Here is a 26494-nt window from a genome sequence, read left to right as displayed (position 1 = left end):
GCTCGCCGTCGTGCCGGGCCTCGTGCTCGGTGACACCCCGGCTCGCGCTTCGACGCGCGAGCCGCACCCGGCCTGACGCCCGCGCCCGCCGTCCCGGCGGCGCCACGGCCCGACGCGCCTGCTGCTCGCCTCCTCGTCGAAGTGCTCTTCGTGCCCCTTGCACGTTCGACCACGAGGAACCCCTGGTGTCCGACACCCACCGGCCAAGCATCGTCACCCTGCCCACCACCTCCGCCCTGCCCGCACCCTGGCACAGCGAGAACGGCACGCCCCCGCCGCGCCGCCTGATCGCCGCCGACGACACCCTGCGCGCCGAGGCCGCCTACCGGTCGGCCTGCGAGGGCACCGCCCTGCTCTGGCAGGGCGACTACCCCGGCGCGCTCCGCCTCCTGCACGCCATGCGCCGCCGCGCCGAGCGGCGCCGGCCCCGATCCGCCCCCGGCTCCCCGGCCGAGGCCTTCCGGCAGCACCGCCGGGAGCGCGCCCGCCTCGCGCGCGTCCTGGGCATGCTGCTGGTACCGCTCGGCGCGGATCACCGCGTCCGGCTCCACCGGGCGCCCGACGTCCGCGAGGCCTGCTGGGCGGCCTACGGACCGCTCCTTGACAACAGAATCGTGTCCCTGCGCGAGCTCCTGGGTGTGATCGGCGCCCACCAGTGGCGCGCCAGGGGCGTCGAGGTCCCGGCCCTCGGCGCCCGCATCCACCCGCACTACGGGGTCTTCTCACCCGTCCGCGGCGAGTACGTCGACCTCGTCGCCCGGGCGCCGCTGCCGCCGGCCGCCCATGACCACCCCACCGCCTACGACCTCGGCACCGGCACGGGTGTGCTCGCCGTGCTCCTCGCCCGGCGCGGCCTGCACGAGGTCCTGGTCACCGACGCCAATCCGCGCGCCCTCGCCTGCGCCCGCGACAACGCCCACCGGCTCGGTCTCGCCGACCGCATCGAGACCGCCGGCACCGGCCTCTACCCTCCCGGCCGCGGCCGGGCCGCCCTGGTCGTCTGCAATCCCCCGTGGCTGCCCGGCCGGCCGAGCTCCGCGCTCGACGAGGGCGTCTACGACCCGGGCAGCCGCATGCTCCGCGGCTTCCTCGACGGCCTGGCCGACCGTCTGCTGCCCGGCGGCGAGGGCTGGCTCGTCCTCTCCGATCTCGCCGAACACCTCGGCCTGCGCTCCCGCGCCGATCTGCTCGGTGCCGTCTCCGGAGCCGGGCTGCGCGTCACCGGGCGCCTCGACACCGTCCCCCGCCACCCGAGGGCCACCACCCCCGACCGGGCCGACCCCCTCCTCCACACCGCCCGCGCCGCAGAGGTCACCTCGCTCTGGAGGCTAGCCCCCGCATGACTCCCGGCGACCTGCCGCACACAGCCCGAAGCAGCCCTGCGCCCACCGGGCGACCCGGCCCGCACGTCCCTAGCCTGGTGACAGAGAGGAGGCGAAACACCATGCTTGGAGACGCTCCGCTGCAAGCAGTCATCCCCGCCACCGATCTCGCCCGCGCCAAGGCCTTCTACACCGACACCCTCGGCCTCAAGCTCGCCGAGGAAGGTGAGGAGGAGTTCGTCTGCGACTGTGGCGGCACCCAGTTCACCGTCTACCGCACTCCCAGCGGCGGACAGGCCGCCCACACCCTCGCCAGTTTCAAGGTCGCCGACCTCGACGGCGAGATGGCCGGCCTCCGCGACCGCGGCATCACCTTCGAGGAGTACGACTTCCCCGGTCTGCAGACCGTCAACGGGGTCGCCGAGGGCGAGGGCATGCGCGCGGCCTGGTTCAAGGACAGCGAAGGCAACATCGTCTGCGTGTCCCAGCGGGTCGGCCAGTAGCCGTCCCGCACCCGGCCCACCCGTCAAGCGCTGCACCGCACCCGTCGGACACGGCGCCGCTGCCCGGCCCGCTCGTACGGAGCGGACCGGGCAGCGGCGGCAGGTGCCAGGTGGCCATCCCAGGCTGGACCCACCCGAACATGAAGAACGGCCACGCCGATGGAGCGGCCGCCCCCGAGTCGCGGCCGCTCCGGACGCCTCGCTCCGGTGGCGGCCCGCCACCGCCTCGCCTTGACTGGTGCGGACCGCCGCCCGGATGCGGGAGGACCGAGGGATGAGATTGCCGAGGGGCACCCGCGGCCGCCGGAAGGAACAGCTGCTCCTGGCCCGCATGCGGGTCGTGCGGGCACGGAGTGAGGCCGAGCGGCGCTTCCCGGTGATCACCGAGCTGACCGCCCGCCTGTTCTCCCCCGGCCTACTGGACTCCGCCACCCGGATGGCCTCCCAGCTGTTCCTGACCTCCATCCCCCTCCTGTTCGCCGTGGCCGCCTTCGCCCCCGAGGGCGTGCGGAACCAGATGAACTCCTCACTGCGCTCGCTGTTCGGCATCTCCGGCGCCTCCGCCGAGCAACTGCGCCAGGCGCTGTACAGCCCCGGCGACCTGCGGCAGACCACGGGGATCATCGGCCTGCTGATGGCACTGCTGTCCGGCACGAGCTGCAGCCGGGCGGTCGCCCGGGTCTGCGAACACGCCTGGCAGCTGCCGAAGTCCGGCACCCGGGTCGCGGCCTGGCGGTGGCTGCTGTGGATCGCCTGCTGGGTGGTCGTGCTGCTGTTCCAGGGCGTGCTGCGGAACGGCTTCGGCGCCGGGCTCTGGCTGGGCCTGCCACTGACCTTCACGGCCTCCTTCCTGGTCTGGTGGTGGACCGCCCGCCTGCTGCTGAGCGCACGGATCCGTTGGTTGTCCCTGGTGCCGGGAGCACTGCTCACCGCCATCGCGTCCACCGCGATGTCGCTGACCGCCCGGATCTACATGCCGATCGCACTGAACCGCTCACTGGCCCAGTACGGCTCGCTGGGCCTGGTGCTGATGGTGCTGTCCTGGCTGATCGCCTTCTGCATCGCCGTCACCTTCGCCATCACGGCCGGCGCGGTACTGGCCCAGGAGAGGCCGCTCAGCGCCTACCTGGGGCCGACCGGCCCCGAACGGCGCGGAACCTGACCAGCCGCCCCGGCACTGGTCACCCGCCACACCCGCCACACCGACGAACGCGCCGACGGCGTCGGACGACCCGACCGCCCGCGCACCCGCCGACAGCCCGCACGGACCGAGGCGACCGGGTCGAAGGAGCCCGGGCGGTCCCGGGTCAGCGGGTAGCAGGCGAACCCGATCAGCGCCGCGCTGAAGTGGCCGATGCTCGTGTAGTCCCGGCTCTGCTGCACGCCCAGTCCGTAGACCACCAGCACTCCCACCGCGTACAGGTACCGCCAGGGACGCACGATCAGGTAGGTGAGGACCGCGACCACGCCGGCCAGCGCGTAACTGACGCCGTAGTCCAGGGTGTAGAGGGCCCTCGGCGAGGCCAGCCCCCGGTGGATCGCCCAGCCGAGCACGCCCTCGCTGAGATAGGTGGCGCCGACGTGCGCGAGCGCCGCCACCGAGATCCAGCGCAACGTGCCGAGCCATCGTTCGGCGGGCACATGGAAGAGGTTGTACAGCAGGAAGTAGAACGGCCAGCCGCCGCCCGCGATCCACAGGGCGCTGGTGACCAGGACACGCACCGGCGACACCTGGAGGTGGTGGAGGTTGGTCGAACGCCGCTCCAGGATGCGGTCCGCGGTCGCCGGATCGACGTGCCGGATCACCTGCGTGGTGACGAGCAGGACCGCCAGCCAGGTGTAGGTACCGGGCGCGCGCCGGACATAGGCCCACACCGCGTGGACGGCACGCGCCCACCAGGGCCGCCGGTGCGCCCTGGCGCCCCTGGCTGTGCTGCCGGCCATCGGCGCCTCCTCGACACTCCTCCCCCTCACCCTCGCCCCCGCCCGACCTCGCCGCCACCCGCCACCCGCCGTCCCTGTGCAGCCCGCGGGAATCCGCCCACCTCACACGCCCCGCCGCCGGCCCCGACGGCCTCCACGGCGCTCGCGTACGCTGGCGCTCGGACCGTCCCGGTCGCGGCCTCCCCTCCACGCACCGGGCGGGGCCGGTACCGGGAACCGCCGAGCAAGGGCACCAGGCACGATGAGCGATCGCCTCGCGACGAGGACACCGACCGGCCCCGCCGCTCTCCGGCACCCGGCGCTGAGAGCCGCCGTCCGCCTGCGCCTCACCACGGCGTACGTCCTGCTGCTGACCGTGACGGCCTCCTGGCTGGCGAGCCAGGGCCATGCCGAGCGGGCCCGGTTCGTCCGGCACAACAGCAGCAACGTCCATCACATGGAAGTGGGCAAGTGGTGGACCCTGTTCACCAGCGGCCTGGTGGTCGACGGGGTTCCGGCCTGGGCGGGGATCGCGGCGGTCGCCGCCGTCCTGGGCCTGGCCGAGTGGCGCTGGGGTCCGGCCCGGGCCGGTGCGGTCTTCGTCTTCGGGCACCTGGGCGCCACGCTGCTCACCGAGGGCGCCATGTGGGTGATGCTGACCGCCCGCATCCCCGGCGCACTCTCCCGCGCCCGGGACGTGGGCATCAGCTACGGCCTGGTCGCCACCGGCGCCTGCCTCCTCGCGCTCGGCCCGCGCCCGCTGCGCCGTTACGGCCTGCCGGCGCTCGCTCTGGCCCTCGCCGGCGCCTGGGCGCTGGACCAGCAGCTGGCCGACGCCGGCCACCTCGTCGCCCTCGGGCTGGGCGCCCTCGCCTCCCGCACCGTCTGGATGCGCACCCGAGCGCCCGCCACGGCCTCCTGATCCACCCCAACCACCCGTCCAGTCAAGCAAGTTGACCAACGGGCCGGTCGACTCGCAGCAGCCGGGAGAACCTTCGTCGCCACCCAGGGCTCCGTATGCTCTTGCATTACTCTGCAAATCTATGCCAGAGTTCGGGCATCGGATCGATTACGCCGAATCCCGTCACACATCGCTAGATCAGGGGCCCGCTCACGCGGGTCAAGGGTGCATCCATGTCGAAGGTCTTGAGCAAGCTGCCGGTCGGTGAACGGATCGGCATCGCATTCTCCGGTGGGTTGGACACCTCCGTCGCCGTAGCGTGGATGCGCGAACACGGTGCCTTCCCCTACGCCTACACGGCCGACATCGGCCAGTACGACGAGCCGAACCTCGCCGACGTCCCGGCCCGGGGCCGCGCGTACGGCGCCGAGCAGGCCCGACTGGTGGACTGCCGGGCCGCGCTGGTCGAGGAGGGCCTGGCCGCCCTCGCCTGCGGTGCCTTCCACATCCGCTCCGCCGGGCAGACGTACTTCAACACCACCCCGCTCGGCCGCGCCGTGACCGGCACGCTGCTGGTGCGCGCCATGCAGGAGGACGGCGTCTCCATCTGGGGCGACGGCTCCACCTACAAGGGCAACGACATCGAGCGGTTCTACCGCTACGGCCTGCTCGCCAACCCCAACCTGCGGATCTACAAGCCGTGGCTGGACCAGGCGTTCGTCGACCAGCTCGGCGGCCGCAAGGAGATGTCCGAGTGGCTCGCCGAGCGGGACCTGCCGTACCGGGACTCCGCCGAGAAGGCCTACTCCACCGACGCCAACATCTGGGGCGCCACCCACGAGGCCAAGCGGCTGGAGTACCTGGACGCCTCCCTGGAGATCGTCAGCCCGATCATGGGCGTGGCCTTCTGGGACCCGGCGGTCGAGATCCAGACCGAGGACGTCACCATCGAGTTCGAGTTCGGCCGCCCGGTCCGGATCAACGGCCAGGAGTTCGCCAGCGCCGTCGACCTGGTCCACGAGGCCAACACCATCGGTGGCCGGCACGGTCTGGGCATGTCGGACCAGATCGAGAACCGCATCATCGAGGCCAAGAGCCGCGGCATCTACGAGGCCCCCGGCATGGCGCTGCTGCACATCGCCTACGAGCGGCTGCTCAACGCCATCCACAACGAGGACACCATCGCCACGTACCACACCCAGGGACGGCGGCTCGGCCGGCTGCTGTACGAGGGCCGCTGGTTCGACCCGCAGTCGCTGATGCTCCGGGACAGCATTCAGCGGTGGATCGGCCACCCGGTCACCGGCAGCGTCACCCTGCGGCTGCGGCGCGGCCAGGACTACTCGGTCATCGACACCCAGGGCCCCAACTTCAGCTACCACCCCGAGAAGCTGTCGATGGAGCGCAGCGTCGACGCCGCGTTCGTCCCCGACGACCGCATCGGCCAGCTGACCATGCGCAACCTCGACATCGCCGACTCGCGCAGCAAGCTGGAGCAGTACGCGGTGCACGGCCAGCTGGCGCCGTGGAGCGGCCTGATCGGCGAGCTCGCCCCGGGCGGCGCGGCTCCCATCGCCGCCGGCAACGGTGACGAGGAGGACCCGAACGCGCTCGACCACGCGGCGCTCGAGTCCGGCACCGACTGACGCACCTCACGCCCACGGAGGGCCGTCGCACCCCAGCGGTGCGGCGGCCCTCGGCCGCTCTCCCGGCGCCTCCGCTCCGCCCCCGCCTCCCGGCCCCGGCACCCGCCACCGCTCCCCGTCCGGGCTCCGCCCCGCCCCGCCCTCACTCCAACGGCGGCACCGGCCGTGCGCCGCCCGCCCGACGGGAGCTGAATGGCGGACGGCACCCGGCGACGGGAAGGCAAGTCCGGGGATGGGTGAAGCGATCGGCCCGATGCTGGCCTCCGCAGTGGCGGTCGCGCTCAGCCCGCTGCCGCTGATCGCCGTCCTGCTGGTCCTCGCCTCACCGCGCGGCCGGGCCAACGGGCTCGCCTTCACGGCCGGCTGGCTGCTCGGCCTCGCCGCGGTGTCGGCCGCCGTCGTGGCCGCGGGCACCGCGTTGAACCCCGCCCGCACCACACCGACCTGGTCGTCCTGGCTGAAGCTCGCCCTCGGCACCGTACTCGTCCTGCTGGCCGCCCGGCAGTGGCGCGAACGACCGCGACCCGGCCGGGTGACCGCGCCACCGGCCTGGCTGCTCTCGATCGACCGGCTGACCGCCGCCCGGTCCGCCGGTCTCGCCGTGGTCCTGGTCATCGCCCACCCGAAGACCCTGGTCCCGGCCGTCGGCGGCGCCGCCTCCATCGCCGCCGCGCCGACCGGCGGCGGGGAGAAGGCGGTGGCCGCCGCCCTGATGGTGCTGCTCGGTTCGCTGGGCACCCTGCTGCCGCTCGCGGCGCACCTCCGGGGAAGCGTCCAGGCACGACGCACCCTCGGCGAGTGGCGCGCCTGGACGGCCACGCACAGCGCGGCGATCATGATCACCGTCCCGCTGCTACTCGGCGCCGAGTACCTGGGCGACGCCGTCTCCGGGCTCATGTGAGCCCCCCGCCTACCCGACCCCGACCGGCCCACCCCTCGGGCCGGCCCGCTTCCCTACCCGCCCCATCCCCGTCACCGGATCCGTACCACCCCCCGCCCCCGCACGGCCCGGACCCCCAACCGCCCGGGGTCGGCCGTCGGCCGCGCCGCCACCGCCTCCCGTACCGTCAGCAGGATCTCGCCGTCATAGCGCTCCGCCAGCACCCGCGCCAGCTCCGCCGCCCCGCCCGGCCGGACGTCGGGCGCCAGCTCCGGCAGCCGGCCCGGGGCGCTGAGGTCCTGGGCCTGGGCGGCCCAGCGGGCCGCGTCGCACCGTTCGCCCTCGGCGGTGTAGTGCACGGCCAGGCAGTGCACGGCCAGCTGGTCCCCGTACTGGGCGGCTATCCGCCACCAGAAGACGCCGTCCGCCGCACGTCCCATGCCGTACAGCAGGCAGCCGAGGGTCCGGAAGGCGGTCTTCTCGGCGAGTTCGAGGTCCAGGGCCAGCTCCCCCGGCTCGACCGCGCCCGCCACCCCCGCGCACAGGTGCCGCAGGTCGCGCCGCAGCTCCGCCCGTCCCCCGGCCCACCGGGACTGCCCCGGCACCGACCCCGGACCGGACCCCGAGCCTGGACCGGATCCCGCCCCCGAACCGGAGCCCGACCGCAGGCCGGGACCGGCTCCGGCCCCCGCTCCCGCGCCGAGCCCTGAACCCGCCCCCGCTGCCGCTCCCGGGCTCGGCCCCGAAAGCGGAGCGTGCGGTGGCCGGGCCCCGGCGGGCGGCCTGGCGGGGCGTTCGCGCAGCGCCGGGGCGGTCCGCCGGGCAGCGGCGAGCCGCTCGGCCAGTCGGCGGGTGAAGTCCACCGGATCATGGTCGTCGAACTCCCGCTCCAGCTCGACGGCGTGCGCGCGCAGCAGGTCCACGACCCTCATGTCTGCGCCCCGCCGTCGTCCTGGTGCTCCAGGAGGTACTCCAGGTGACGCCGCCCGAGGCTGTAGTAGGTGCGGGCAGTGGTGTGCGCGATGCCGAGGGACCGTCCGATGTCGTGGTACGACAGCCCCGCCTGGCGCAGCCGGACCACGTCGGCCTGGACGGGTGCGGCCCGCGCGAGTTCCTCCATCGCCCAGTCCAGGGCGTCCAGCTCGGCGAGTTCGTTCAGCTCGTCCTGGCTGGTGTCGGGGCGGCGCTGGGCGATCACCCGCAGCCGCTTGCGTTCGGTGCGCCGGCGCTCGCGCATGACGTCCACCACCGCGTCCTTGACGATCTTGAAGGCGAAGGCCTGCGGATCGGGGCTGGCCAGGGCCCGGCGCCAGTTCTTGTAGAGCGTGGTGCCCGCGTTCTGGACGGCGTCCTGGGCATCCTCACGGTGCCGCAGGCGCTGCTGGGCGTAGCGGAGGTAGCCGGAGTTCTCGCGGGTGAAGAAGGCCTCGAAGTCGTTCGGCAGGTCGCCGAGCGGGTCGGCTCGCAGACCCCGCTCCTCGCCCGGCCCGGGAGTGCTCACGCGACCCCCCTTTCGTGGTCGGCTGGCCGGCCCGCCTGGTGGCACGCCGACGGCCCCTTGGGGCTCGTGGTGTAACCGTCCGGGAGGTCCGGGATGTTGACCGGATCGGGCAGACAATTGCCGAACGTTTCCGTTCACTTTTGAACAGTGCGGCTGACCTGCCGCTTCACCCTCGCGCACCCAACCGGAAGACTCGCAACGTGACCCAGATCACAGTGCGCGAGGGCGTCGCTTGACAAGCCCCACGGCACCACCCGCACCATCCCCGCAACCCTGCGGATCCCACTCCGCGCAGCGCCCCCCGCCCCCAGCGGGTCACGCCCCCTACGGCGCCGGCTCCACCTCCGCCGCATCCAGCGTGGCGGTCACCCGCTCCAGCAGCCCGCGCAGTGCGACCAGGTCCTCGACCGGCAGCCCGGTCGCCGCGAGCAGTCGACGCGGAACCTGCCCGGCCCGCTCTCGCAGCGCCGACCCCTCGGGGGTCAGGCGGACGGTGACCGACCGCTCGTCCTCCGGGCTCCGCTCGCGGCGCACCAGCCCGGCCGCCTCCAGGCGCTTGAGCAGCGGGGAGAGCGTCCCGGAGTCCAGCCGCAGCCGCTCACCGATCCGCTTGACGGGCAGCTCGCCCTCCTCCCACAGCACCAGCATGACCAGGTACTGCGGATAGGTCAGCCCGAGGTCCCGCAGCAGCACCCGGTACACGCCGCCGAAGGCGCGGGAGGCCGCGTTGAGCGAGAAGCAGATCTGCTGGTCGAGGCGGAGCAGCTCCTCGTCCGCCATGCCGGGGTGAGTCGTCATGAACCCATGGTACTGATCACCATCGCGCCATTTAGTTGTGCACAATTGAATTGCGTGCTCTACTTGTCGCACCGCACCACCGCACCACCGCACCACCGCACCACCGCACCACCGCACCAACGCACCAACGACCGGGCGGCCGCCGCCCAGCACGCCGGGCCGGCGACCGCCCGGACAACCGACCGCAGGAACACCCAGGACCCGAAGGGGAAGCCACCATGGACGCGCTCTACACCGCAGCCGCCACCGCCAACGGCCGGGAGGGCCGCGCCGTCAGCTCCGACGGACAGCTGGACCTCGCGCTGGCCATGCCGCCCGCGCTCGGTGGCAGCGGCCAGGGCACCAACCCGGAGCAGCTCTTCGCCGCCGGCTACGCCGCCTGCTTCGCCAGCGCCCTCGGCCTGGTCGGCCGCCAGGCCCGGGTGGACACCAGCGAGGTCTCGGTGACCGCCGAGGTGTCCATCGGCAACGACGAGGCCGGCTTCGCCCTCGCCGTCGTGCTGCGCGTCGAGCTGCCCGAGTCCCTCGCGGGCGAGACCGGCGAGCTGCTGGTCAAGCAGGCGCACCAGGTGTGCCCGTACTCCCGTGCCACCCGGGGCAACATCCCGGTCGAGCTGGTCGTCGAGTAAGCACCCCCGAGAAGGAGCGCCCCGGGGGAAGAGCACCCCGAGCGGCCTCCGACCGCCCCACCGACGGACCGGGCCCGCCGCACGCGAACTGCGGCGGCCCCGGTCCGTCACCCCTGGGCTCAGTCGCCTCCCGGCCCGTTCGCCGAACGCAGCGTGTCCAGTCGGTGCCGGTACTCCTCCGCGTCGATCTCACCCCGCGCGAACCGCTCCGCGAGCAACTGCTCCGGGGACACCCCCTGACCTCCCTGACCTCCCTGACCCCCTTGGCCCCCTTGCCCCACCGGGCCCCAGCCGTGCGGACCGCCCACCCCGGATCCACCGGCGCCGGGTGCCGCCCGCCCGGGCGGGATCGGCTGCCGCGAGCGCGCTACGTAGCGGAACAGGGCCACGGCGAGCAGGACGACGATCACCAGGAACATCAGCGTCCCGAACGCCATCAGCCCCAGCCACCCACGTAGTGGCCGTGCCCGTGCCAGTACCTCATCAGGACCTCCTCCTCCGGCCCCTTCGGGGCCCGCCGAGGTGAGCAGCGCCTACCACCATCGTGCTCCCGCCGGTGGTGAAAGCGGTGTGAGGGTGGGCTGAGAAAACGTTCCGGCAACCGTTCCCGGGCCCCACCGGGGTAGCGTGCCACTGGTGACCCACCACCCGCCGCCCGCGTTCCACCCCCAGCGGCCCACGGCTCACCAGCCGCCCATAGCCTTCCACCCGCCGGAGGACGACCGCTCCCCCGAGCAGCTCGTCGCCGCCGGGGTGCTGCGGCGCCACCCGGACCCGCGCCCCCACCCGGCGCTCGGCCACTCCCCGATCGGCTACGTCGCCACCGCGCTCTGGGCCGAGCTCACGGCCCTCGCCATCGCGCCGGCGGCCGCCGAGGCCACCGCCACCGCACTGCTGCGCGCGATCGCCGACCGCGCCGTGGACGCGGCGCTCGCCCCGGGCAACGAGCGCGCCCCACGCGACGACCTGTACGTGGCCGACCCGGCCCACATCGGCCCGTACCGCCGGGCGATCTGGTTCCAGCGTTCCAACCCGCACGGCCCACACGCCCCACGCGACCCGCACAACCCGTACGGCTCGCAGGGCCCCCGCGGCCTGCTCACCCCGGTCGACGCACGCGGCGGGTACGCCCCCCGCGGCCCGATCACCGCTTCCTTCGCGCCCCACGAACCGTAGCCCCGGGCGCCCCTGCCCGCCCTCGCCCGCCCCGCCTCCCTCAGCGCTCGACCTGGAGGCTGTGGCACACCCAGCTCAGCCGGTCCGGCCCGCCGTACGGCGGCCGGTCGTGATACGTCCCGTCCGCCACCGACATGTTGACGATCAGGTAGGCGTGCCACGCGGACCCGACCCCGTGCAGGTCCGCGTAGACCAGCTCGTCCTCCACGTACCAGTCCACCGAGTTCGCGCCGAGCACCACCCGCAGGCCGAAGGTGGCCCCCGGCCCGATCCCGGCGCTCGCACCGTGCCAGTACCGGAAGCCGCCGCGGACGTGGTTGGAGATCTCCAGCAGGTCCGGGTTGTCAGGGTGGTACTCGAAGACGTCCACCTCGTTGCCGCCGTCCCGCCAGGTCCAGATCGCCGGCCAGGCGCCGAGCTCGACCGGCAGTGTCACGCTCGCCGACAGCACATCCCCGGCGCGGAGCTGGAATCCGTCGGGACTGCCCTCGGTGGTCAGCAGACTGCAGCTCCACAGCCCGCCACTGTGCCTCCTGACCGCCGTGAACTGCCCGTCGGGGCAGTAGTCGCGGCTGAGGTAGTCGAGTTTGTGGTCGCTCCGGTTGGTCGGCCCCATCCGGGGATAGGCGCTGCTGCGCCCGGCGATCCACTGCCTGGTCGAAGTGAAGTCCGCGTCGAACACGACTGCCACGGCCGCCTCCCCGGAGCGCTGGCGTCCCGGCAGTCCGCACCGCCAGGCACACAGGGTGAGTTACCCGATACCCTCCGCAGTATGCGAAGTGGATCGTTCGGGTCCGGGACGAACGTGCGATTCGGGACCGGTACGGCCGGTCAGGGGTCGGCGCCGAGCAGGTCAGCCGACCGGAGCCGCGCCTCCGGCCCCGAGCCGGTCGGTCACCGAGACCACCCCGTCCACCGAGCGGCACAGGTTGAGCACGATCGGCACCAGGTGCTGCTCGGGCACGGTGCCGCTGAGCACCACCCGCCCCTGGGTGACCTCCACCCCGATCTCCGCCGGGCTGACCCCGTCGATCCGGCCGAGCACCTCCTCGACGATCTCCCGCCGGATCACCATGTCCTCGCGCAGGAAGACCCGCAGCAGGTCACCGCGGCTGACCATGCCGACGACCCGCCCCTCCTCGTCCAGCACCGGCAGCCGCTTCAGGCCGTGCCGGCTCATCAGCCGGGCCGCCGCGACCACGCTGGTGCCGGGCGTGGTGCAGACCGGCTGCGCCGTCATCAGGTCGGCCGCAGTCACCTCGCCGTCCGGGCCCGCCTGCGCCGACTCGGGCGCGGGCAGCAGGCTGGCCGGGTCCTCCTGCGCGGCCAGGGTGCGCAGCAGGTCGGCCTCCGAGACCACGCCGAGCGGTCGCCCTTCCGGGTCCACCACCGGTACGCCGGTGATGTCGTACTCGCTCAGCAGCGTCACGATCTCCCGGAATCCGGTCTCGGGCGAGACCAGGACCACGGGGCTGGTCATCACGGATTCGACGGTGGCATGCCGCACGCCGGTTCACCTCGTCCAACGATGCTGGTCCGACCGGACGCGGATCGTCCCGGCCGGTACCGGCAGCATCGCCCGTAACGGCCGCGACCGCCAGGGGCCAAGGGGCCGAACGGGCGGGACCTTGGGCCCCGACCTGCTGACACGGCCCCAACACCACGCCCCCGACCGGGCACCGGCACCACGGGCCCGGCACCACACCCCCTACCGGACACCGGCACCACGTCCCCGGCCGGGGCAGCCGCGGGAACGACGCCGTCAGGCGTGCGTGGTCGCCCCGCAGACGAAGACGGGCACCCGCAGGAACCCGTGGCTCCGGACGGCCGCCGCGGCCGCCGGGGAGGTGCAGAACCAGCCGTTCCGACCGAACACGGCCCGCAGCGCCCGTCCCTGCGCGTCGGCACTCGTCCAGTCGCCGTCCCGCACCCCGAGGTAGAGGGTCCGGCCGTGCCAGGTCGTCAGGAAGGCCGGGTTGGTCCCGCCGTCGACCGTGGGCGCCGTTCCGTCCAGGGACTGCGGCACGAGCACTCCCGGGTCGTCGCCCGGCTTCCGGTGACCGCCGGTGACCTGTCCGACCCAGCGGCCGACCGAGTACGGGACGATCGCGTTCGGGTCGTGCAGGACCGCGTCCTCCCCCTGGTCCTCGGCGACGCCGGAGGTCACGCACGGGCCCGCGTAGAAGGTGCCCGGATCGCCGTTCGGGGAGGCGGCGGCCGCGAAGGCGGTCATCTCGTCGGAGAGATAGGACGACCGAAGCGTGGCGGGGTCCGAGACGTGGACACCGGGTACCACGGGCCTGATCGTCGCGTCCGGAAGGCTCGGGTCGATCTGCCGCCAGTTGGTGATGTCGCAGGAGTAGATCCACCGCAGATCGGCGGTCGTCAGGTTCTTCGGTGCGTTACCGCCCGCCGGGGCCGCCCAGGTCACCGCGTCCCTCATGAGCGGGACGAAGTCGATCGAGGTCGGGTCGCCCTGCTGTGGCGGCCTGCTCAGCCGGGCGAAGTCGACCGTTCCACTGCTGTTGAACACCAGGGCGTTGAGGGCGCTCCGGGTGTTGGTCGGCCGGAAGATCTCGTAGGCCCCGGTCTTGGGCGTGATCCTGCTGGTTCCCCGGGCGTCCCAGCTGTAGAGCCGGGGCGAGGTGGTGTCCCCGGCCGCCGCGAGCGAGGCGTTGTAGTCCGCCGCGAGCTGGTTGAGGAGCGCGTCGGCGGCCGGGGCGCCCACGCCGACCAGGTCGGCGGCGGCCAGCGCCGCTGGTCGGCACCGGGCGGGCCGCCATCGCTCGCCGGACGTTCTTCCAGAGGTGGCGCGCCGCACGTCCGTCATATGCCCGCCGATCACCCCGGACGGCGCAACCATCACATGATCGACTCGTTGGACCATCCACCACGACAGCGGTACGGCTCCCGGGAGGGCCCCTTGGCAGTACGGACGGTGAGCACGGCCGCGCTGCGCCGGGATGTCGCGGCGCGCCCGGTGGCCCTGGCGGAGGCCTCGCTGGTGCGCCATTACCGACGGCTGGTCCGGCTCGCCTACCTGGCGCTGCCGGCCGACCGCGACCGGCACACCCGGGTGCTCGCCGCCCACTGCGCCGTCCAGCGCGCCCTGCCCACCCGCTGGGCCCGCACGGACCGAGCCACCGTCCGACCGTCCGCGCCCGGGCCCGGGCCCTCCGACGCTCCGGAAGGCACGGACGCCCCGGACGACCCGGACTACGCCGCACTGCGCCTGCGGGTGCTGCGCGCCGCGCTCCGGCCGCGCCCGGCCGCCCGTCTCCTCACGCCCCGGGTCTGGGGCCTGCGGCTGTTCACCCCGCACGGCGGCGAGGGGGACGCGGAACTCGACCACGCGCTCGCCGCGCTCTCCGCCCCGGCCAGGGCGGCGTTCGCCCTGCGGACGGTCGAGGGGCTGGGCGTCGAACGGGCCGCCGAGGTACTACGGCAGGCCGGAGTGGCGCACCCGGCGGTGGCGGTGGCCGTGGCCGGGCAGGTGCCGTCCGGTCCGGATCCGCTGCCGCCCGCCTTCGACCCCTGCGCCGTCCGGGTGCAACCCACCGACCTGCTGCGCCGGCGCCGTACGCTGACGGCCGCGCTCGCGGTCGGCGTGCTCGGCCTCACCACCACGGCGGGCGTGCTGGGCGGTTCGCACCCGGCGGCGCCCGGCCGTCCGACGACGGTGCCGCTCGCGGGCGCCGACACCGACCCGTCCCACCTGGTCCGGGTCGCCCCCGACGCCTGGCAGCACACCAGCCGGGTCGACTTCACCGCCTGGCCCGCCCGTGGCGAGCGGCGCGAGGACGGCGCGCTGCTCGGCCGCGCCCTGGCCGCCTGGGCCCGGCCCGGCAGCCGGACCCACGCCGAGCCGGGTACGGACGCCGGCCCGCCCGCCGCGCCCGCGCCGCACCTGCTGTTCGCCGGGACGGTGGACGGCACCGGTGTGGTGGTGTTCTCCGACGGCGAGCGGATCGCCCGCTACACCGACAGCCAGAACGGTCAGGGCGGTCGGGACAGCGGAGACCTGGACCTCGCCCGGGCCGACGACGCGGACCCGACCACGGCCGGCGCGGTGGTCCTGCGCCGTCAGGGCGCCACCGTCCGCTACCTGCTGGCGCCCTGGGTGGACTCCGCGGAGACCCGCCGGATCGACCGGCCCGACACCCCCGCCCACCCGTTGGAGCACCCCGACGGCCTCACCTCCCCGGCCCCGGCCGGCGGGCCCGCCGACTGCCAGGGCGCCACCCTGCTCCAGTTGCACTCGTCCCCGGTGGTCGCCGAGAAGGCCGAGAGGTCCGCCTTCCTGCTGGCCGACCTGGGCGGCCTGGTCCCCGCACACCTCACCTACGCCCCGCCACCGGAGCGCCCCCAGCCGGACGGCTCACCACCCGACCGCGCCCAGGCCGACCGCGAGCCGCGCGAGGCGACCGCCCAGGACGCGCTGCAGGCCTGGTCCCGGGCCGGCTGCGCCGTTCCGGACGGCACACCGGGCGTCAAACAGCTGAACCTCTGGGCCTTCGCCCTCCAGCCGCTGCCGCAGAACGCGGGCTCGGCCTCCTGGGTCTGCCTGCGCGCCGACCGCTGGGACGGCGCGGGCAGTGCGGCCACCGCCGTCGTCCTGCCGGGCGCCCGCGGCGCGCAGCGCACCGGTGGCGGACCGGGCCGGGCCTGCGGCCGCTTCGAGCGGGACGCCGTGGCCTGGACCTGGTGGCGTTCCCCGCACGGGACGGAGTTCGTGCTCGCGGCGGGCAGCCGCCGGGTCACCCGGCTCACCGTCAAGGGTTCGGGCTGGTCCGCCGACCGGCCCGCGCCGGACCGCACCCTGGCCGTCGAACGCCCAGCCCGCGCGGCCGTCCAGGTGGAGGCGCTGCTCGACAACGGCGCCCGGATCGACCCACCGCACTGAGCCCCGCGCCCCGTCTCCCTTCCACCCCGAGCGCTCCCGTTCAGACCGCGGCCCGCGGCCGACGGGACAGCTCCCGCTCGTAGTCGGGCAGTTCGACGCTGCTGACCTGCTTGCCCAGCTCCAGCATCTTCTCCAGCGCCCAGCGCCGGTTGAGCAGCGCGTTGCGGAACCGCAGCCCGGTGGCCGTGCGCGGCGCGAGGAACGGACCGGTGCGGTCGCCGCCCTTCTGGCAGCCCTGCGCGTAGCCGCGCAGGAGGTGCTCGTACCGCGCGAAGGCGGCCCGGTGGTCGCCGCGGGCGCGGGCCAGCTCGCCCGCCAGGACGTACGCGGCCACCACCGCCGTCCCGGTGCCCATGCCCCCGATGGTCGCGCCGCAGGCGGCGTCGCCGATCAGGGCGATCCGACCGGTCGACCAGGCGGGCACGTCGGCGCGACTGATCGAGTCGAAGTACGGCTCGGGGGCGGCGTCCAGGCTCTCCAGCAGCTGCGGCACCCGCCAGCCGAGGCCCGCGAAGGCGGCCCGGACCAGTTCCTTCTGCCGCGCCGGGTCGTGGCGGTCGTAGCGAAGTTCGGGCGAGGCGAAGAGGCAGAAAGCACCGGCCCGGCTCGGGTCGCGGTGGTCGGCGCCGACGGACATCAGCCGACCGGGGACGTTGAGGCCGACCCCGCCGACGGGCAGTCCGAGGTCGTTGGGCAGCTGCCAGGTGGCCGAGTAGTAGCCGAGGTGGCGGACGTAGCGCTGCTCGGGGCCGAAGGCGAGCCGGCGGACGGTGGAGTGCAGTCCGTCGGCGCCGATCACCAGGTCGAACTCGCGCGGCGCCCCGTGCCGGAAGGCGACCCGGACCCCGTCCGGAGTCTCCTCCAGCGCCGTGATCGAGTCGCCGAAGACGTACTCGGCGCGGGCGCTGCTGTGCCGGTGGAGCAGCTGGGCCAGCTCCCCGCGCGGGACCTCCAGGTCACCTCCGGCGAACTCGGCGGGCAGGTGCAGCAGTTGGCGCCCGTCGGGGCCGACGAAGGTCATCGGACTGCCGCCGGTGCCGAGCGTGCGCAGCTCCTCCAGGACGCCCATCCGCTCCAGCACGGTCAGGTGGGTGCGGCCACGGAAGTCGACGTCCTGGCCGCCGTCGCGCAGCGCGGGGGCCAGCTCGACCACGGTCACCTCGAAGCCGTACCGGCCCAGCCAGTGGGCGAGCGCGGGGCCGGCGATGCTCGCGCCCGAGATCAGGACCTTGGTGCTCATGGGAATCCACTCCGTCCGAGGATCGTGAAACTGTGTCTGGCGGACACTGTTTGTTGCTGTGTACGGTAGACACAGTTGAGCGGGAAGGGCAACCCCCCAGGTGGCAAGCCCCGAACGGAACCCCAGAACGGGAGCGGATGATGGCCGAGGCGGCGAACGACACGGTGCGGCTACTCTGGGGCCCGGCCCCCAAACCCACCCGCGGGCCGAAGCCGGCCCTCAGCCTGGAGCGGATCGCCGCGGCCGGGGTCGAGGTCGCCGACACGGAGGGGCTCGGCGCGGTCTCCATGCAGAAGGTGGCCGGGCTGCTCGACTTCACCAAGATGTCGCTCTACCGCTACGTCCCCGGCAAGGCCGAACTCGTCGCCCTGATGGTCGAGTCGGCCGTCGACGCGCCTCCGGACGCACCGGAGGGTGCCGACTGGCGGGAGCAACTCACCGCCTGGGCCCACCACTTGGCCGAGTCCTTCGCCAGGCACCCGTGGCTGCTGGACGCCACCGTCGGCGCGCGGGCGCTCGGTCCGAGGGAACTCGCCTGGCTGGAGCGGGTGGTGGCGGCGCTCGACGGCCACGGGCTGACCGGCCCCGAACGGATGGACGCCGCCGTCCTGCTCACCGGGCACGTGCGCGGAATCGCCGCGCAGTCCCGCGCCGCCGGCCCCGCCGACACCCCCGAGGCCGAACTCCTCGCCGCCCTCGGCACCGTGGTCCAGGAGAACGCCGACCGCTTCCCGGCCGTCGCCGCCGCCATGGCCGACCCCGACGGCCGCGACCAGGCGCTGGAGTTCGGCCTGGAGCGCATCCTGGACGGACTGGCCGCCCTGATCGACCGCCGCACGGCCGGCGCCTGACCCGCGGCAGCGTCCCGGAACGCCCGGTGGCGAGGAACCGGAGGCCCGGGAAAACCGCTCGGCCGGCCACCCGGTCGCTCGCTAGGATCGCGCCCCATGGCGATGTTCGTGCACCTGACCGCCGCGGCGAACGCGCCGCGCATCCGCCGCGCCGGGATCCGCGCCGACAGCCGGGGCCAGGGCGGCGCACGCGGGGTGTACTGCTTCCCCGTGCTGCCCTCGTACACGCTGACCCACCAGTGGCTGCGCGAGCTGGCCCGGTTCGGCCCCAAGGGCGCACTGGTCGCGGTGCACCTCCGGCTGGACGACGGGCAGGAGGTCCTGACCGGGCACTACCGCGACCGCGCCCAGGACGCCCAGCGGCCGGTGCGGGCCGCCGAGGCGGTCCGGCGGATCGGCGCCCTGCCCGACCCGCGCGGCTGGGAGGTCTTCCTGCCGCGCGCGGTGGGCGCCCGCGAGGTGCACCGGGTCCGCGCCGTGCCGCAGGCCACCGGCTGGCGCTACGTCCCGGACGCCCACGGCACCCGGCCCTGCACCTGTTTCGGCTGCCGTATCCGCGGCGAGTACGGCAGCCGCCGGCTGCGCGAGCGCCACCCGCACCCGCTGGACGGCCCGCCGCCGCCCGTCCCGGTGCTGCTGGCCCGGATCGCGGCGGCCGGCGAACCCGGCGACCCGTACGAACTGCGCACCGCCCTGCACTGGTTCGGGCTGCGCCGCCGCGGCCCGGTGGACCTGCTCGCCCGACTGGCCGACCACCCGCACCCGGGCGTGCGGACGGACCTGGTCTGGGCCGTCGGCGGCTGGTCGACCCCGGGCGTCGCCGAGCTGCTGGACGGCCTGGCGGACGATCCGGACCCGCTGGTCCGCGGGGCCGTCGAGGCGGTCAGGGAGAGCTGAGCCCCGGCCGGCGGCCCGCCCCGGACGGGCAGCACCGCTCCGCCGGCCGGTGCGCCGCCGTCAGGAGACGCGCTTGAGCTGCCAGGAGTTCTTCTCCAGGCTCGGCACCGCCGAGTAGTTGCAGCCGGAGCCGTAGTAGGTGCTGACGATCGTCCAGCCGGCCGGCGGCCAGGTGGAGGCGCAGGCGTTGACCACGGTGCCGACCGGGTAGCCGGTGAGCTGCATGATCTTCTTGGTGTTCGGGGTGAAACCGGAGCCGCAGCCCGCGCTGTTCCACCACTGGACGTCCACGAAGCCGCCCGGCGTCAGCGAGGAGGAGCAGCTGGTGCTGGTGTCACCGGGCGCGGCCTGGGCCGTCCCCATGGTCAGGGTCAGCGCGGCGGCGGTACAGCCCAGGGTCAGGACGGCGGAACGAAGGCGTATCACGGGGCGGCTCCTCTCGGTGACGCGGCGCGTCCGCGTCCCGCCCATTCCTATCCGTGCGGAGCCGATGACGGACAGCGACTTTCCGGCCCGACCTGCGGCGCGTTCTCGCCCATTCCCCGCCGGGAGCGCTCCACCGGTACGCGGCTGACCTGCGCACTCTCCCGTCGACATGCCCGTTCGCCGGATCCGGGTGATCATGGGACGAACCGCGTCATCGGCGATTCGGCGCACCGGGCCGTCGGCCCCGGGAGCGCCCGGAAGGTGGACTGCGATGTTCCAGCTCCTGTGGATTCTGCTCATCGGCTTCGTGCTGGGCGTGCTCGCCAAACTGATCCTGCGTGGACCGCAGTCGATCCCCTGGTGGCTGACCATGCTGCTCGGCGCGGCCGGGGCCTGGCTCGGCAACGCCGTCTCCGGCTGGATCGGCGTCCGCCACACCTCGGGCATCGACTGGATCCGGCACATCCTGCAACTGGCCTTCGCCGTCGCCCTGGTGGCCTTCGTCGCGCCCGCGTGGACGAAGTCCCACCAGAACCGCTGACCGACCGACCCCCGGCACCCGGCCCGGCCGACCAGCCGGCCGGGCCGCCCGCTCAGCCCACGTGGACGGCCGGCCGGCGGGACCGGTCCGGTTCGGCCTCGCGCAGCACCTCGCGGGTGACGGGGGCGATCTCGCCCTGTCCGAAGAGGAAGAACCGCAGGAACTGGGCGAAGGGGTTGCCCTCGGTCCACTCGAAGTAGATGTGCGGCTGCTGCCCGGTGAGGTCGCGCACCTCGAGCAGTAGCGCGGCCAGCGCGTTGGGCACGCTGGAGCTCTCCAGCGCCAGCACCCGGTAGCGGTCGTGCAGCACCTCGCCGCGGACCGTCAGCACGGCCTCGAAGTCGGACGGGTCGAGCACGGTGACCTCGACGAACACCAGGTCGTCCTCGGCCGGGATGTCGTTGTCCCGCCGGATCTGGTGGATCTTGTCGCGGTACTCGGCGAGGTCCCGGCTGTTCGGCTCGTTGGCGATCAGCCGCAGCGGGCGGTGGGTGTAGTCCCGGACGAACCGGTCCGCGACGTCGTCCAGCACCACGTCGGTGACGCGCAGTTCGAAGGCCCGCTTGAGCCGGGACAGGAACGAGAGCAGCATGATGCCCGCGATGAAGCAGGCGCCGATCTTGACCCCGTCCGGCCGCTCGGCGATGTTCACCGCCGTGGTGTAGAGGAACACCCCCGCGATCACCGCGAAGCCGGTGCGCCAACGGCGCTGCCCGGCCTTGTGGGCGGCGATGGTCACCGCGATGGCGGCGGAGCTGATCAGCACCAGCACGCCGGTGGCGTAGGCGCCGCCCTGGGCGTCCACGTTGGCGTCGAAGATCCAGGTGACCAGGAAGGCGATCAGGGTGAGCACGATGACGGTCGGCCGCACCGCGCGGGCCCAGTGCGGGGCCATGCCGTAGCGGGGCAGGTAGCGCGGCATCAGGTTGAGCAGCCCGGCCATCGCGGAGGCCCCGGCGAACCAGAGGATGGCGATCGTGGACAGGTCGTAGACGCTGCCGAAGGTGCTGCCCAGGTACTCGTGGGCGAGGTAGGCGAGCGCCCGCCCGTTGGCCTGGCCGCCGGCCTTGAACTGGTCGGCCGGGATGAGCAGCGTGGTGATGAAGCTGGTGGCGATCAGGAACACGCTCATGATCGCGGCGGCGGTGGTCAGCAGCTTGCGGGCGCCGCGGATCCGGCCGGTGGGCTTCTCCTCGGTGTCGTCCGGGTCGCCCTCGATGTGCGGCATCACGGCGACGCCGGTCTCGAAGCCGGACAGGCCGAGCGCCAGCTTCGGGAAGACGATCAGCGCGACGCCGATCATCGCGATCGCGTTGCCGTGCTCCACGGTCAGCGCGTGCGTCCAGTCGCTGAACACGTGCGGGGCCTTGAGCACGTGCCACAGCCCGTTGGCGACCACCACGACGTTCAGCGAGAGGTACACCGCGACCAGCACCACCGCCAGGCCGATCGCCTCGCTGAAGCCCTTGAGGAAGACGGCACCGAGCAGCGCGATCATGATCAGGGTCAGCATGACCTGCTTGCCGGTCAGGGCGCTGTGCAGGTGCGGGTTCTCCACCAGGTGGGCGCTGGCGTCGGCGGCGGACAGGGTGATGGTGATCATGAAGTCGGTGGCCGCGAAGCCCAGCAGGGTGAGCACGAAGAGCTTGCCCTGCCAGAAGGAGAGCAGCCGTTCCAGCATCGCGATCGAGCCCTGGCCGTGCGGGCTCTCCTGGGCGACCCTCCGGTAGACGGGCAGCGCGCCGAGCAGGGTGACGACCACCAGCACGATGGTCGCCAGCGGCGAGACCAGTCCGGCCGCGAGCGCGGCGATGCCGGGCTGGTAGCCGAGCGTGGAGAAGTAGTCCAGGCCGGTCAGGCACATGACCCGCCACCAGCGCTGGCCCTTCTCGTGCGGCGCCTCGGCGTGCGGGCCGGGGTGCTGTTTGGCCAGGTCGGCCAGGCCTTCCAGCATCCACTCCCGGAACCGCCCGCGCCGGGTGACCGGCCCCGCCCCTGCTTCGGCCGACCCCGACGACACCACGGGCACCCCTGTCCACGACTCGGCCGGCCTCGTACGGCTCCGGACCCCCTGTGGCCGCCGGACGGCGGGCCTGGTCAGGCTAGGGGACCGGCCCGCCGGGGCCGGTCAACCGCGCGGGCCGACACGCCCGGGTGCGCCCGTACGGCCCTCCCCGGTGGCGGGCCGTCCCGAGGCGGGTGCGGCCGCGCCCGATCCGGTGTGCCAGGCTGCACGGACCTCGCGGAACACGCGAGGATGTCCGCGCGCACCGACGCACCGGGCCGGCGCCGCACAGCGCGCCACCGGCCGGGCCGGCGCGCCCACGGACCGGGCAGGGACAGGAAAAACGGAGGAAGCGGTGGCGGAGCCGAGTCGGCGGAGGATCCTGGGCCTGGGCCTGATGGCGGCCGCCGTCACTTCCTGTGGCCCCCGTCGCCCGGATGCGGCCCCCGCCGCGCACCCGTCCGCCGGGGCGGCGGGCGCGCCGGCCGCCCCGGCGTCCACGCCACCCGGCACCGCCGGCCCGGCCGCCGACGGCCACACCGGCCCGACGAGCGAGCGCTCCCGCCCCGGCAACGCCGACTGGGAGATCACCGACCCCGGCCCGGACGGCGCCATCGAGGGCTTCGCCGACCGGGTCAGCGTCCTGCCAGGCGAGCCCTTCGGCCTGCACGTCTCCACCCCCGCCGCCGCGTTCACCGTCTCCGCCTACCGGATGGGCTGGTACGACGGCGCCCGCGCCCGGCTGGTCTGGCGCCGCGAGCACGTCCCCGGCGGCAAGCAGGCCGCGCCGCACGTGGACCCGGCGACCCGCACCGTCCTGACCGGCTGGCAGCGCACCCTCACGGTGGACACCACCGGCTGGCCCGAGGGCGCCTACCTGCTGCGGCTGGACGCCGAGGACGGCTCCGGGCGGCGCTACGTCCCGCTCACCGTCCGCTCGGCGAGCACCGCGGGCCGGACCGTGGTGATGAGCGCCCCGGCGACCTGGCAGGCCTACAACGAGTGGGGCGGCTACAGCCTCTACAACGGCCCGACCGGCGGCCTGGCCACCCGCTCGCTGAAGGTCGTCTTCGACCGGCCGTACGACTACGACCACGGTGCCGGGCTGTTCCTGGTCTACGAGGCGCCGCTGGTCGCCCTCGCCGAACGGCTCGGCCTGCCGCTCGCCTACACCACTGGCGTCGACGTGGCCCGCGAACCCGGCCTGCTGACCGGGGCGAGCGCCGTCCTGTCGCTCGGCCACGACGAGTACTGGTCGCCCGAGCAGCGGGCCAACGTGGTCGCCGCCCGCGACGCCGGGACCAACCTGGCGGTCCTGGGCGCCAACTGCTGCTACCGCCGGATCCGCTTCGAGCCGTCCGACCTCGGGCCGGACCGCACGGTGGTCTGCTACAAGGACGCCTGGGCGCAGGACCCGGGCCACCAGGCGGGCGCCCCGGCGACCACCGACTTCCGGACCGGCCCGGGCGCCGACCCGGAGAGCTCGATGCTCGGCGTCATCTACGACGGCTACCCGGTGGACGCCCCGTACGTGGTCACCTCCCCCGGGCACTGGGCCTACGAGGGGACGGGCGTCGCGGCGGGGGCCTCCTTCCCGCACCTGGTCGGGGTGGAGTACGACCGGGTGCACACCGGCTTCCCCACCCCGCGCCCGATCGAGGTGATCGCCCACTCCCCCGTGGTGTGCGACGGCCGGCGCTCCCACTCCGACACCGCCTACTACACCGTGCCGAGCGGGGCCGGGGTGTTCGCCACCGGGACGATGCGCTGGGTCGAGGCGCTGGAGGCCCGCGGCCCCGGCGGCGGCCGGGCCGACCACGGCATCGACTCGCACGCCGGGGACCTGGTCCGCCAGGTCACCGAGAACGTCCTGCGCGCCTTCGCCGCCGGCCCGGCCGGCCGGACCCGCCCGGCCCAGGACAACCTCGACGCCGTCTACGGCCCGGCGTAGCCGCCCCGGCTCAGCCCGCGGCCAGCGCGACGGCGACGGCGACGGCGAGGGCGGTGGCGGTGGCGGTGGCGGTGGCGGGCAGGACAGTGGTGCGACGGATCGTCATGGGAGGTCTCCGGGGCTACTGTTCCGGGCGTTCGCGGCCCGTCACGGTACCGCATCGTGATCGAACGGGCTTCCGACCTCCGGCCGGGGCAGGAGGCGGTCGGAACGCCCGATACACTCGCACGGTCTCATCCGGAGCAGGCACGAGGGAAACAGAACATGGTCGAGGCCTCCCCCAAGGTCGTTGTGGTCGTCCCCACGTACAACGAGCGGGAGAACCTCCCGGTCCTCGCGGGCCTGCTCGCGGAGCTCCCGGTGCCCGACCTGCACCTGCTGGTGGTCGACGACAACTCCCCCGACGGCACCGGCGAGATCGCCGACAAGCTCGCCGCGGACTCCGGCGGCACCGTGGGCGTGCTGCACCGCACCGAGAAGGACGGCCTCGGCCGGGCCTACCTGGCCGGCATGGCCAGGGCCCTGGACGAGGGCGCCGACGTCGTGGTGCAGATGGACGCCGACCTCTCCCACCCGGCCTCGGCGATACCCGCGATGGTCGAGCTGCTGCTCGGCGGCGACACCGCCGTGGTGCTGGGCTCCCGCTACGTCCCCGGCGGCTCCACCGCCGAGGAGTGGCCCTGGCACCGCAAGGCGCTCTCGGCCTGGGCGAACTTCTACGTCAACACGATCCTCAGCCTCGGGGTCAGGGACGCCACCGCCGGGTTCAAGGCCTGGCGGGCGGACACCCTCCGCGCCATCGACCTGCCGACCGTGCGGAGCAACGGCTACTCGTTCCAGGTCGAGATGAACTACCGGGTCGTCAAGCAGGGCATGACGATCCGCGAGGTGCCGATCCGCTTCGAGGAGCGGATCGAGGGCGCCTCGAAGATGAGCATGGGCGTGCAGGTCGAGTCCGCGCTGGCGCCCTGGAAGCTGCGCTTCAACCGCGAGGGCTGACGAGGCACCGACGGGACCGGGCGGAACCGGACGGGACCGGGCACGGCAGGACGCCGGCCCGGTGCGGTCGTACGGGTGCCGGACCGCCGCCGGAGCGGTGTGAACGGCCGTCGCGGGGAAAGAAGGGCGACATGGCCCTTCTCCCGGAGACACTCACGGACCTGGTCCGCCGCGGCGCCCGAGAACCGTTCGTGGTCCAGAGCGTCCGGGCCACCGTCGCGGCCACCATCGCCTTCGCGGTGGCGACGCGGCTGAGCAGCGAGCCCGCTCCGCTGACGGCGCCGCTGACCGCGCTGCTGGTCGTCCAGGTCACCGTCTACTCGACGCTCAAGACCAGCATCCGCCGGGTCAACTCGGTGGTGGTCGGGGTGCTGATCGCGATCGGGTTCAGCGCGGTGGTCGGGCTCTCCTGGTGGAGCCTCGGGCTGATCATCCTGGCCTCGCTGGTCGTCGGCCGGTTCGTCCGGGTCGAGGAGTTCGTCCAGGAGGTCGCGATCAGCGCGATGCTGATCCTGGGCGTGACCAAGCTGGCCTCGCAGGCCTGGGACCGGGTGCTGGAGACCCTCATCGGCGCGGCCGTCGGCCTGCTGTTCAACCTGGTGTTCGCGCCGCCGGTCTGGGTGGACACCGCCGGGGAGTCGATCGAGGACCTGGCCCGGCGGGCCCGCCAGCTGCTGCTCGACATCTCCGAGGAGCTGGGCCGCCCCACCCCGGTGGCCCGGGCCGCCGAGCGGCTGCACGAGGCCCGCCGGCTGGACCAGGCGATCGCCGACGTGGACGCGGCACTGCGCCAGGCCGAGGACAGCCTGCGGTTCAACCCGCGGATCAGCGAGGGGCTGCTGTCCCGGCTGGTGCTGCGCACCGGGCTGGACACCCTGGAGATCTGCGTCGTCGTGATCCGGGTGCTGGCCCGTTCGCTGACCGACCTGGCCAAGCGGCGCGCGCCCGGCGAACGGCTCTTCCCGCCGGACGTCGCGACGGGGCTGGAGGAGCTGCTGGCGCACGTCGGCGGCGCGATGGTGAGCTACGCGGTGCTGGTGACCACCCAGGTGAGCCGCAGCGCCGAGGAGGCGGAGGAGCGGCTGACCGCCGAGCTGGCGGCGGCCTGGGCCTGCCGGGAGAACGTCGCCCAGGTGCTGCTGCGCAAGGTCCAGGAGCACCCGGAGGCCTGGCAGCTGCACGGTTCGATACTGGCCGAGGTGGACCGCATCCTGGACGAGATGGACCTGGAGCACCGCGGCCGGCGGCTGATGGAGGAACTGGACCGGGCCTCGGTGGCGAACCGGGAGCGGTTCTCCCGCTACGCCTGGCTGCGCCGCCTGCTGCGGGGCGAACGGGCCCGCGGCGGCCGGACGTCCGCTGCGGCGGACCGCCCGGCGGCGTAGCGGTGGAACACCCGGCG

At 74.1% G+C, this 26494-nt stretch carries 26 protein-coding genes; 15 read left to right on the top strand and 11 right to left on the bottom strand.

Translation table 11 applies throughout. From position 1 onward, the window contains the following. Positions 1-185: 185 nt before the first annotated feature. From ACFCY1_RS06935 to ACFCY1_RS06925, 3 genes are all read left to right on the top strand, one after another. Positions 186-1343 carry a methyltransferase gene (locus ACFCY1_RS06935; protein ID WP_375873806.1) on the top strand — a complete coding sequence of 386 codons (1158 nt, stop codon included), beginning with the start codon at positions 186-188 and terminating at the stop codon, positions 1341-1343. A 101-nt stretch (positions 1344-1444) separates the two neighbouring features. Then, the gene (locus ACFCY1_RS06930; RefSeq protein ID WP_049652838.1) at positions 1445-1825 is read left to right on the top strand and encodes a VOC family protein; all 381 of its coding nucleotides are present in this window, start codon (positions 1445-1447) and stop codon (positions 1823-1825) included. A gap of 274 nt (positions 1826-2099) precedes the next feature. Next, the gene (locus ACFCY1_RS06925) at positions 2100-2987 is read left to right on the top strand and encodes a YhjD/YihY/BrkB family envelope integrity protein (protein WP_079272594.1); all 888 of its coding nucleotides are present in this window, start codon (positions 2100-2102) and stop codon (positions 2985-2987) included. On the opposite strand, the gene ACFCY1_RS06920 is transcribed toward ACFCY1_RS06925, so the two are convergent. Continuing rightward, positions 2948-3769: a rhomboid-like protein gene (locus ACFCY1_RS06920; protein ID WP_375873805.1), complete on the bottom strand. Its 822-nt coding sequence runs from the start codon at positions 3767-3769 to the stop codon at positions 2948-2950. The two genes, ACFCY1_RS06925 and ACFCY1_RS06920, sit on opposite strands and share 40 nt — an antisense overlap. Positions 3770-4010: 241 nt before the next feature. Here ACFCY1_RS06920 and ACFCY1_RS06915 point away from each other — a divergent pair, with 241 nt between their 5' ends. From ACFCY1_RS06915 to ACFCY1_RS06905, 3 genes are all read left to right on the top strand, one after another. Further along, positions 4011-4670 (top strand): rhomboid-like protein, encoded by a 660-nt coding sequence (locus tag ACFCY1_RS06915; protein ID WP_375873804.1) that lies wholly within the window; start codon positions 4011-4013, stop codon positions 4668-4670. A gap of 212 nt (positions 4671-4882) precedes the next feature. Then, positions 4883-6295 (top strand): argininosuccinate synthase, encoded by a 1413-nt coding sequence (gene argG / locus ACFCY1_RS06910; protein WP_375873803.1) that lies wholly within the window; start codon positions 4883-4885, stop codon positions 6293-6295. A gap of 232 nt (positions 6296-6527) precedes the next feature. Beyond that, on the top strand, positions 6528-7196 hold the full coding sequence (locus ACFCY1_RS06905; protein WP_375873802.1) for a GAP family protein: 669 nt from the start codon (positions 6528-6530) through the stop codon (positions 7194-7196). 71 nt (positions 7197-7267) lie between these two features. Here the strand turns inward: ACFCY1_RS06905 and ACFCY1_RS06900 are convergent, their stop codons facing one another. From ACFCY1_RS06900 to ACFCY1_RS06890, 3 genes are all read right to left on the bottom strand, one after another. Beyond that, entirely contained in the window at positions 7268-8107 is an 840-nt protein-coding gene (locus ACFCY1_RS06900) for a hypothetical protein (RefSeq protein ID WP_375873801.1), read from the bottom strand. Next, positions 8104-8676, bottom strand: a complete 573-nt coding sequence (locus ACFCY1_RS06895; protein ID WP_049658113.1) for an RNA polymerase sigma factor — start codon at positions 8674-8676, stop codon at positions 8104-8106. Before ACFCY1_RS06895 ends, ACFCY1_RS06900 begins: the two co-directional genes overlap by 4 nt. A gap of 324 nt (positions 8677-9000) precedes the next feature. After that, on the bottom strand, positions 9001-9474 hold the full coding sequence (locus ACFCY1_RS06890; RefSeq protein WP_049658111.1) for a MarR family winged helix-turn-helix transcriptional regulator: 474 nt from the start codon (positions 9472-9474) through the stop codon (positions 9001-9003). A 218-nt stretch (positions 9475-9692) separates the two neighbouring features. Here ACFCY1_RS06890 and ACFCY1_RS06885 point away from each other — a divergent pair, with 218 nt between their 5' ends. Beyond that, complete coding sequence (locus tag ACFCY1_RS06885; RefSeq protein ID WP_375873800.1) at positions 9693-10103, top strand: organic hydroperoxide resistance protein; 411 nt, start codon at positions 9693-9695, stop codon at positions 10101-10103. A 119-nt stretch (positions 10104-10222) separates the two neighbouring features. On the opposite strand, the gene ACFCY1_RS06880 is transcribed toward ACFCY1_RS06885, so the two are convergent. After that, positions 10223-10336: an SHOCT domain-containing protein gene (locus ACFCY1_RS06880; protein WP_375873799.1), complete on the bottom strand. Its 114-nt coding sequence runs from the start codon at positions 10334-10336 to the stop codon at positions 10223-10225. Between the two features lie 403 nt (positions 10337-10739). Between ACFCY1_RS06880 and ACFCY1_RS06875 the strand changes: the two genes are divergently transcribed. Beyond that, positions 10740-11279 (top strand): hypothetical protein, encoded by a 540-nt coding sequence (locus ACFCY1_RS06875; protein WP_375873798.1) that lies wholly within the window; start codon positions 10740-10742, stop codon positions 11277-11279. Between the two features lie 40 nt (positions 11280-11319). Here the strand turns inward: ACFCY1_RS06875 and ACFCY1_RS06870 are convergent, their stop codons facing one another. The 3 genes from ACFCY1_RS06870 to ACFCY1_RS06860 all read right to left on the bottom strand — a co-directional run bounded on the left by ACFCY1_RS06870 (position 11320) and on the right by ACFCY1_RS06860 (position 14109). Next, entirely contained in the window at positions 11320-11970 is a 651-nt protein-coding gene (locus ACFCY1_RS06870; protein WP_063780338.1) for a hypothetical protein, read from the bottom strand. Between the two features lie 162 nt (positions 11971-12132). Continuing rightward, a complete protein-coding gene (locus tag ACFCY1_RS06865; protein WP_241853098.1) occupies positions 12133-12759 on the bottom strand; it encodes a CBS domain-containing protein in 627 nt (208 codons plus the stop codon). A 282-nt stretch (positions 12760-13041) separates the two neighbouring features. Continuing rightward, entirely contained in the window at positions 13042-14109 is a 1068-nt protein-coding gene (locus ACFCY1_RS06860; protein WP_375873797.1) for a substrate-binding domain-containing protein, read from the bottom strand. A 93-nt stretch (positions 14110-14202) separates the two neighbouring features. Here ACFCY1_RS06860 and ACFCY1_RS06855 point away from each other — a divergent pair, with 93 nt between their 5' ends. Continuing rightward, positions 14203-16182: a hypothetical protein gene (locus ACFCY1_RS06855; protein WP_375873796.1), complete on the top strand. Its 1980-nt coding sequence runs from the start codon at positions 14203-14205 to the stop codon at positions 16180-16182. A 40-nt stretch (positions 16183-16222) separates the two neighbouring features. Here ACFCY1_RS06855 and ACFCY1_RS06850 read toward each other — a convergent pair whose 3' ends face one another. Continuing rightward, entirely contained in the window at positions 16223-17422 is a 1200-nt protein-coding gene (locus ACFCY1_RS06850) for an FAD-dependent monooxygenase (protein WP_375873795.1), read from the bottom strand. Between the two features lie 140 nt (positions 17423-17562). Between ACFCY1_RS06850 and ACFCY1_RS06845 the strand changes: the two genes are divergently transcribed. Both ACFCY1_RS06845 and ACFCY1_RS06840 read left to right on the top strand, forming a co-directional pair. Then, complete coding sequence (locus ACFCY1_RS06845) at positions 17563-18273, top strand: TetR/AcrR family transcriptional regulator (RefSeq protein ID WP_375873794.1); 711 nt, start codon at positions 17563-17565, stop codon at positions 18271-18273. A 96-nt stretch (positions 18274-18369) separates the two neighbouring features. After that, positions 18370-19170: a HEAT repeat domain-containing protein gene (locus tag ACFCY1_RS06840; RefSeq protein ID WP_375873793.1), complete on the top strand. Its 801-nt coding sequence runs from the start codon at positions 18370-18372 to the stop codon at positions 19168-19170. A 60-nt stretch (positions 19171-19230) separates the two neighbouring features. On the opposite strand, the gene ACFCY1_RS06835 is transcribed toward ACFCY1_RS06840, so the two are convergent. Continuing rightward, positions 19231-19596 (bottom strand): hypothetical protein, encoded by a 366-nt coding sequence (locus ACFCY1_RS06835; RefSeq protein ID WP_049651510.1) that lies wholly within the window; start codon positions 19594-19596, stop codon positions 19231-19233. A 271-nt stretch (positions 19597-19867) separates the two neighbouring features. Between ACFCY1_RS06835 and ACFCY1_RS06830 the strand changes: the two genes are divergently transcribed. Beyond that, positions 19868-20137: a GlsB/YeaQ/YmgE family stress response membrane protein gene (locus ACFCY1_RS06830; RefSeq protein ID WP_049651509.1), complete on the top strand. Its 270-nt coding sequence runs from the start codon at positions 19868-19870 to the stop codon at positions 20135-20137. A gap of 52 nt (positions 20138-20189) precedes the next feature. Here the strand turns inward: ACFCY1_RS06830 and ACFCY1_RS06825 are convergent, their stop codons facing one another. Beyond that, positions 20190-22091, bottom strand: coding sequence for an APC family permease (locus tag ACFCY1_RS06825; protein WP_049651508.1), 1902 nt, complete (start codon positions 22089-22091; stop codon positions 20190-20192). A 406-nt stretch (positions 22092-22497) separates the two neighbouring features. Between ACFCY1_RS06825 and ACFCY1_RS06820 the strand changes: the two genes are divergently transcribed. From ACFCY1_RS06820 to ACFCY1_RS06810, 3 genes are all read left to right on the top strand, one after another. Then, on the top strand, positions 22498-24093 hold the full coding sequence (locus ACFCY1_RS06820) for a N,N-dimethylformamidase beta subunit family domain-containing protein (RefSeq protein ID WP_375873792.1): 1596 nt from the start codon (positions 22498-22500) through the stop codon (positions 24091-24093). 264 nt (positions 24094-24357) lie between these two features. Next, positions 24358-25092, top strand: coding sequence for a polyprenol monophosphomannose synthase (locus ACFCY1_RS06815; RefSeq protein ID WP_049651506.1), 735 nt, complete (start codon positions 24358-24360; stop codon positions 25090-25092). A 131-nt stretch (positions 25093-25223) separates the two neighbouring features. Beyond that, entirely contained in the window at positions 25224-26477 is a 1254-nt protein-coding gene (locus ACFCY1_RS06810) for an aromatic acid exporter family protein (protein ID WP_074004852.1), read from the top strand. The last annotated feature ends 17 nt before the right edge of the window (positions 26478-26494 follow it).

It is taken from the genome of Kitasatospora sp. NPDC056273, from assembly GCF_042268845.1.
Lineage (GTDB): Bacteria > Actinomycetota > Actinomycetes > Streptomycetales > Streptomycetaceae > Kitasatospora.
This window is presented reverse-complemented; position numbering and strand designations above follow the sequence as displayed.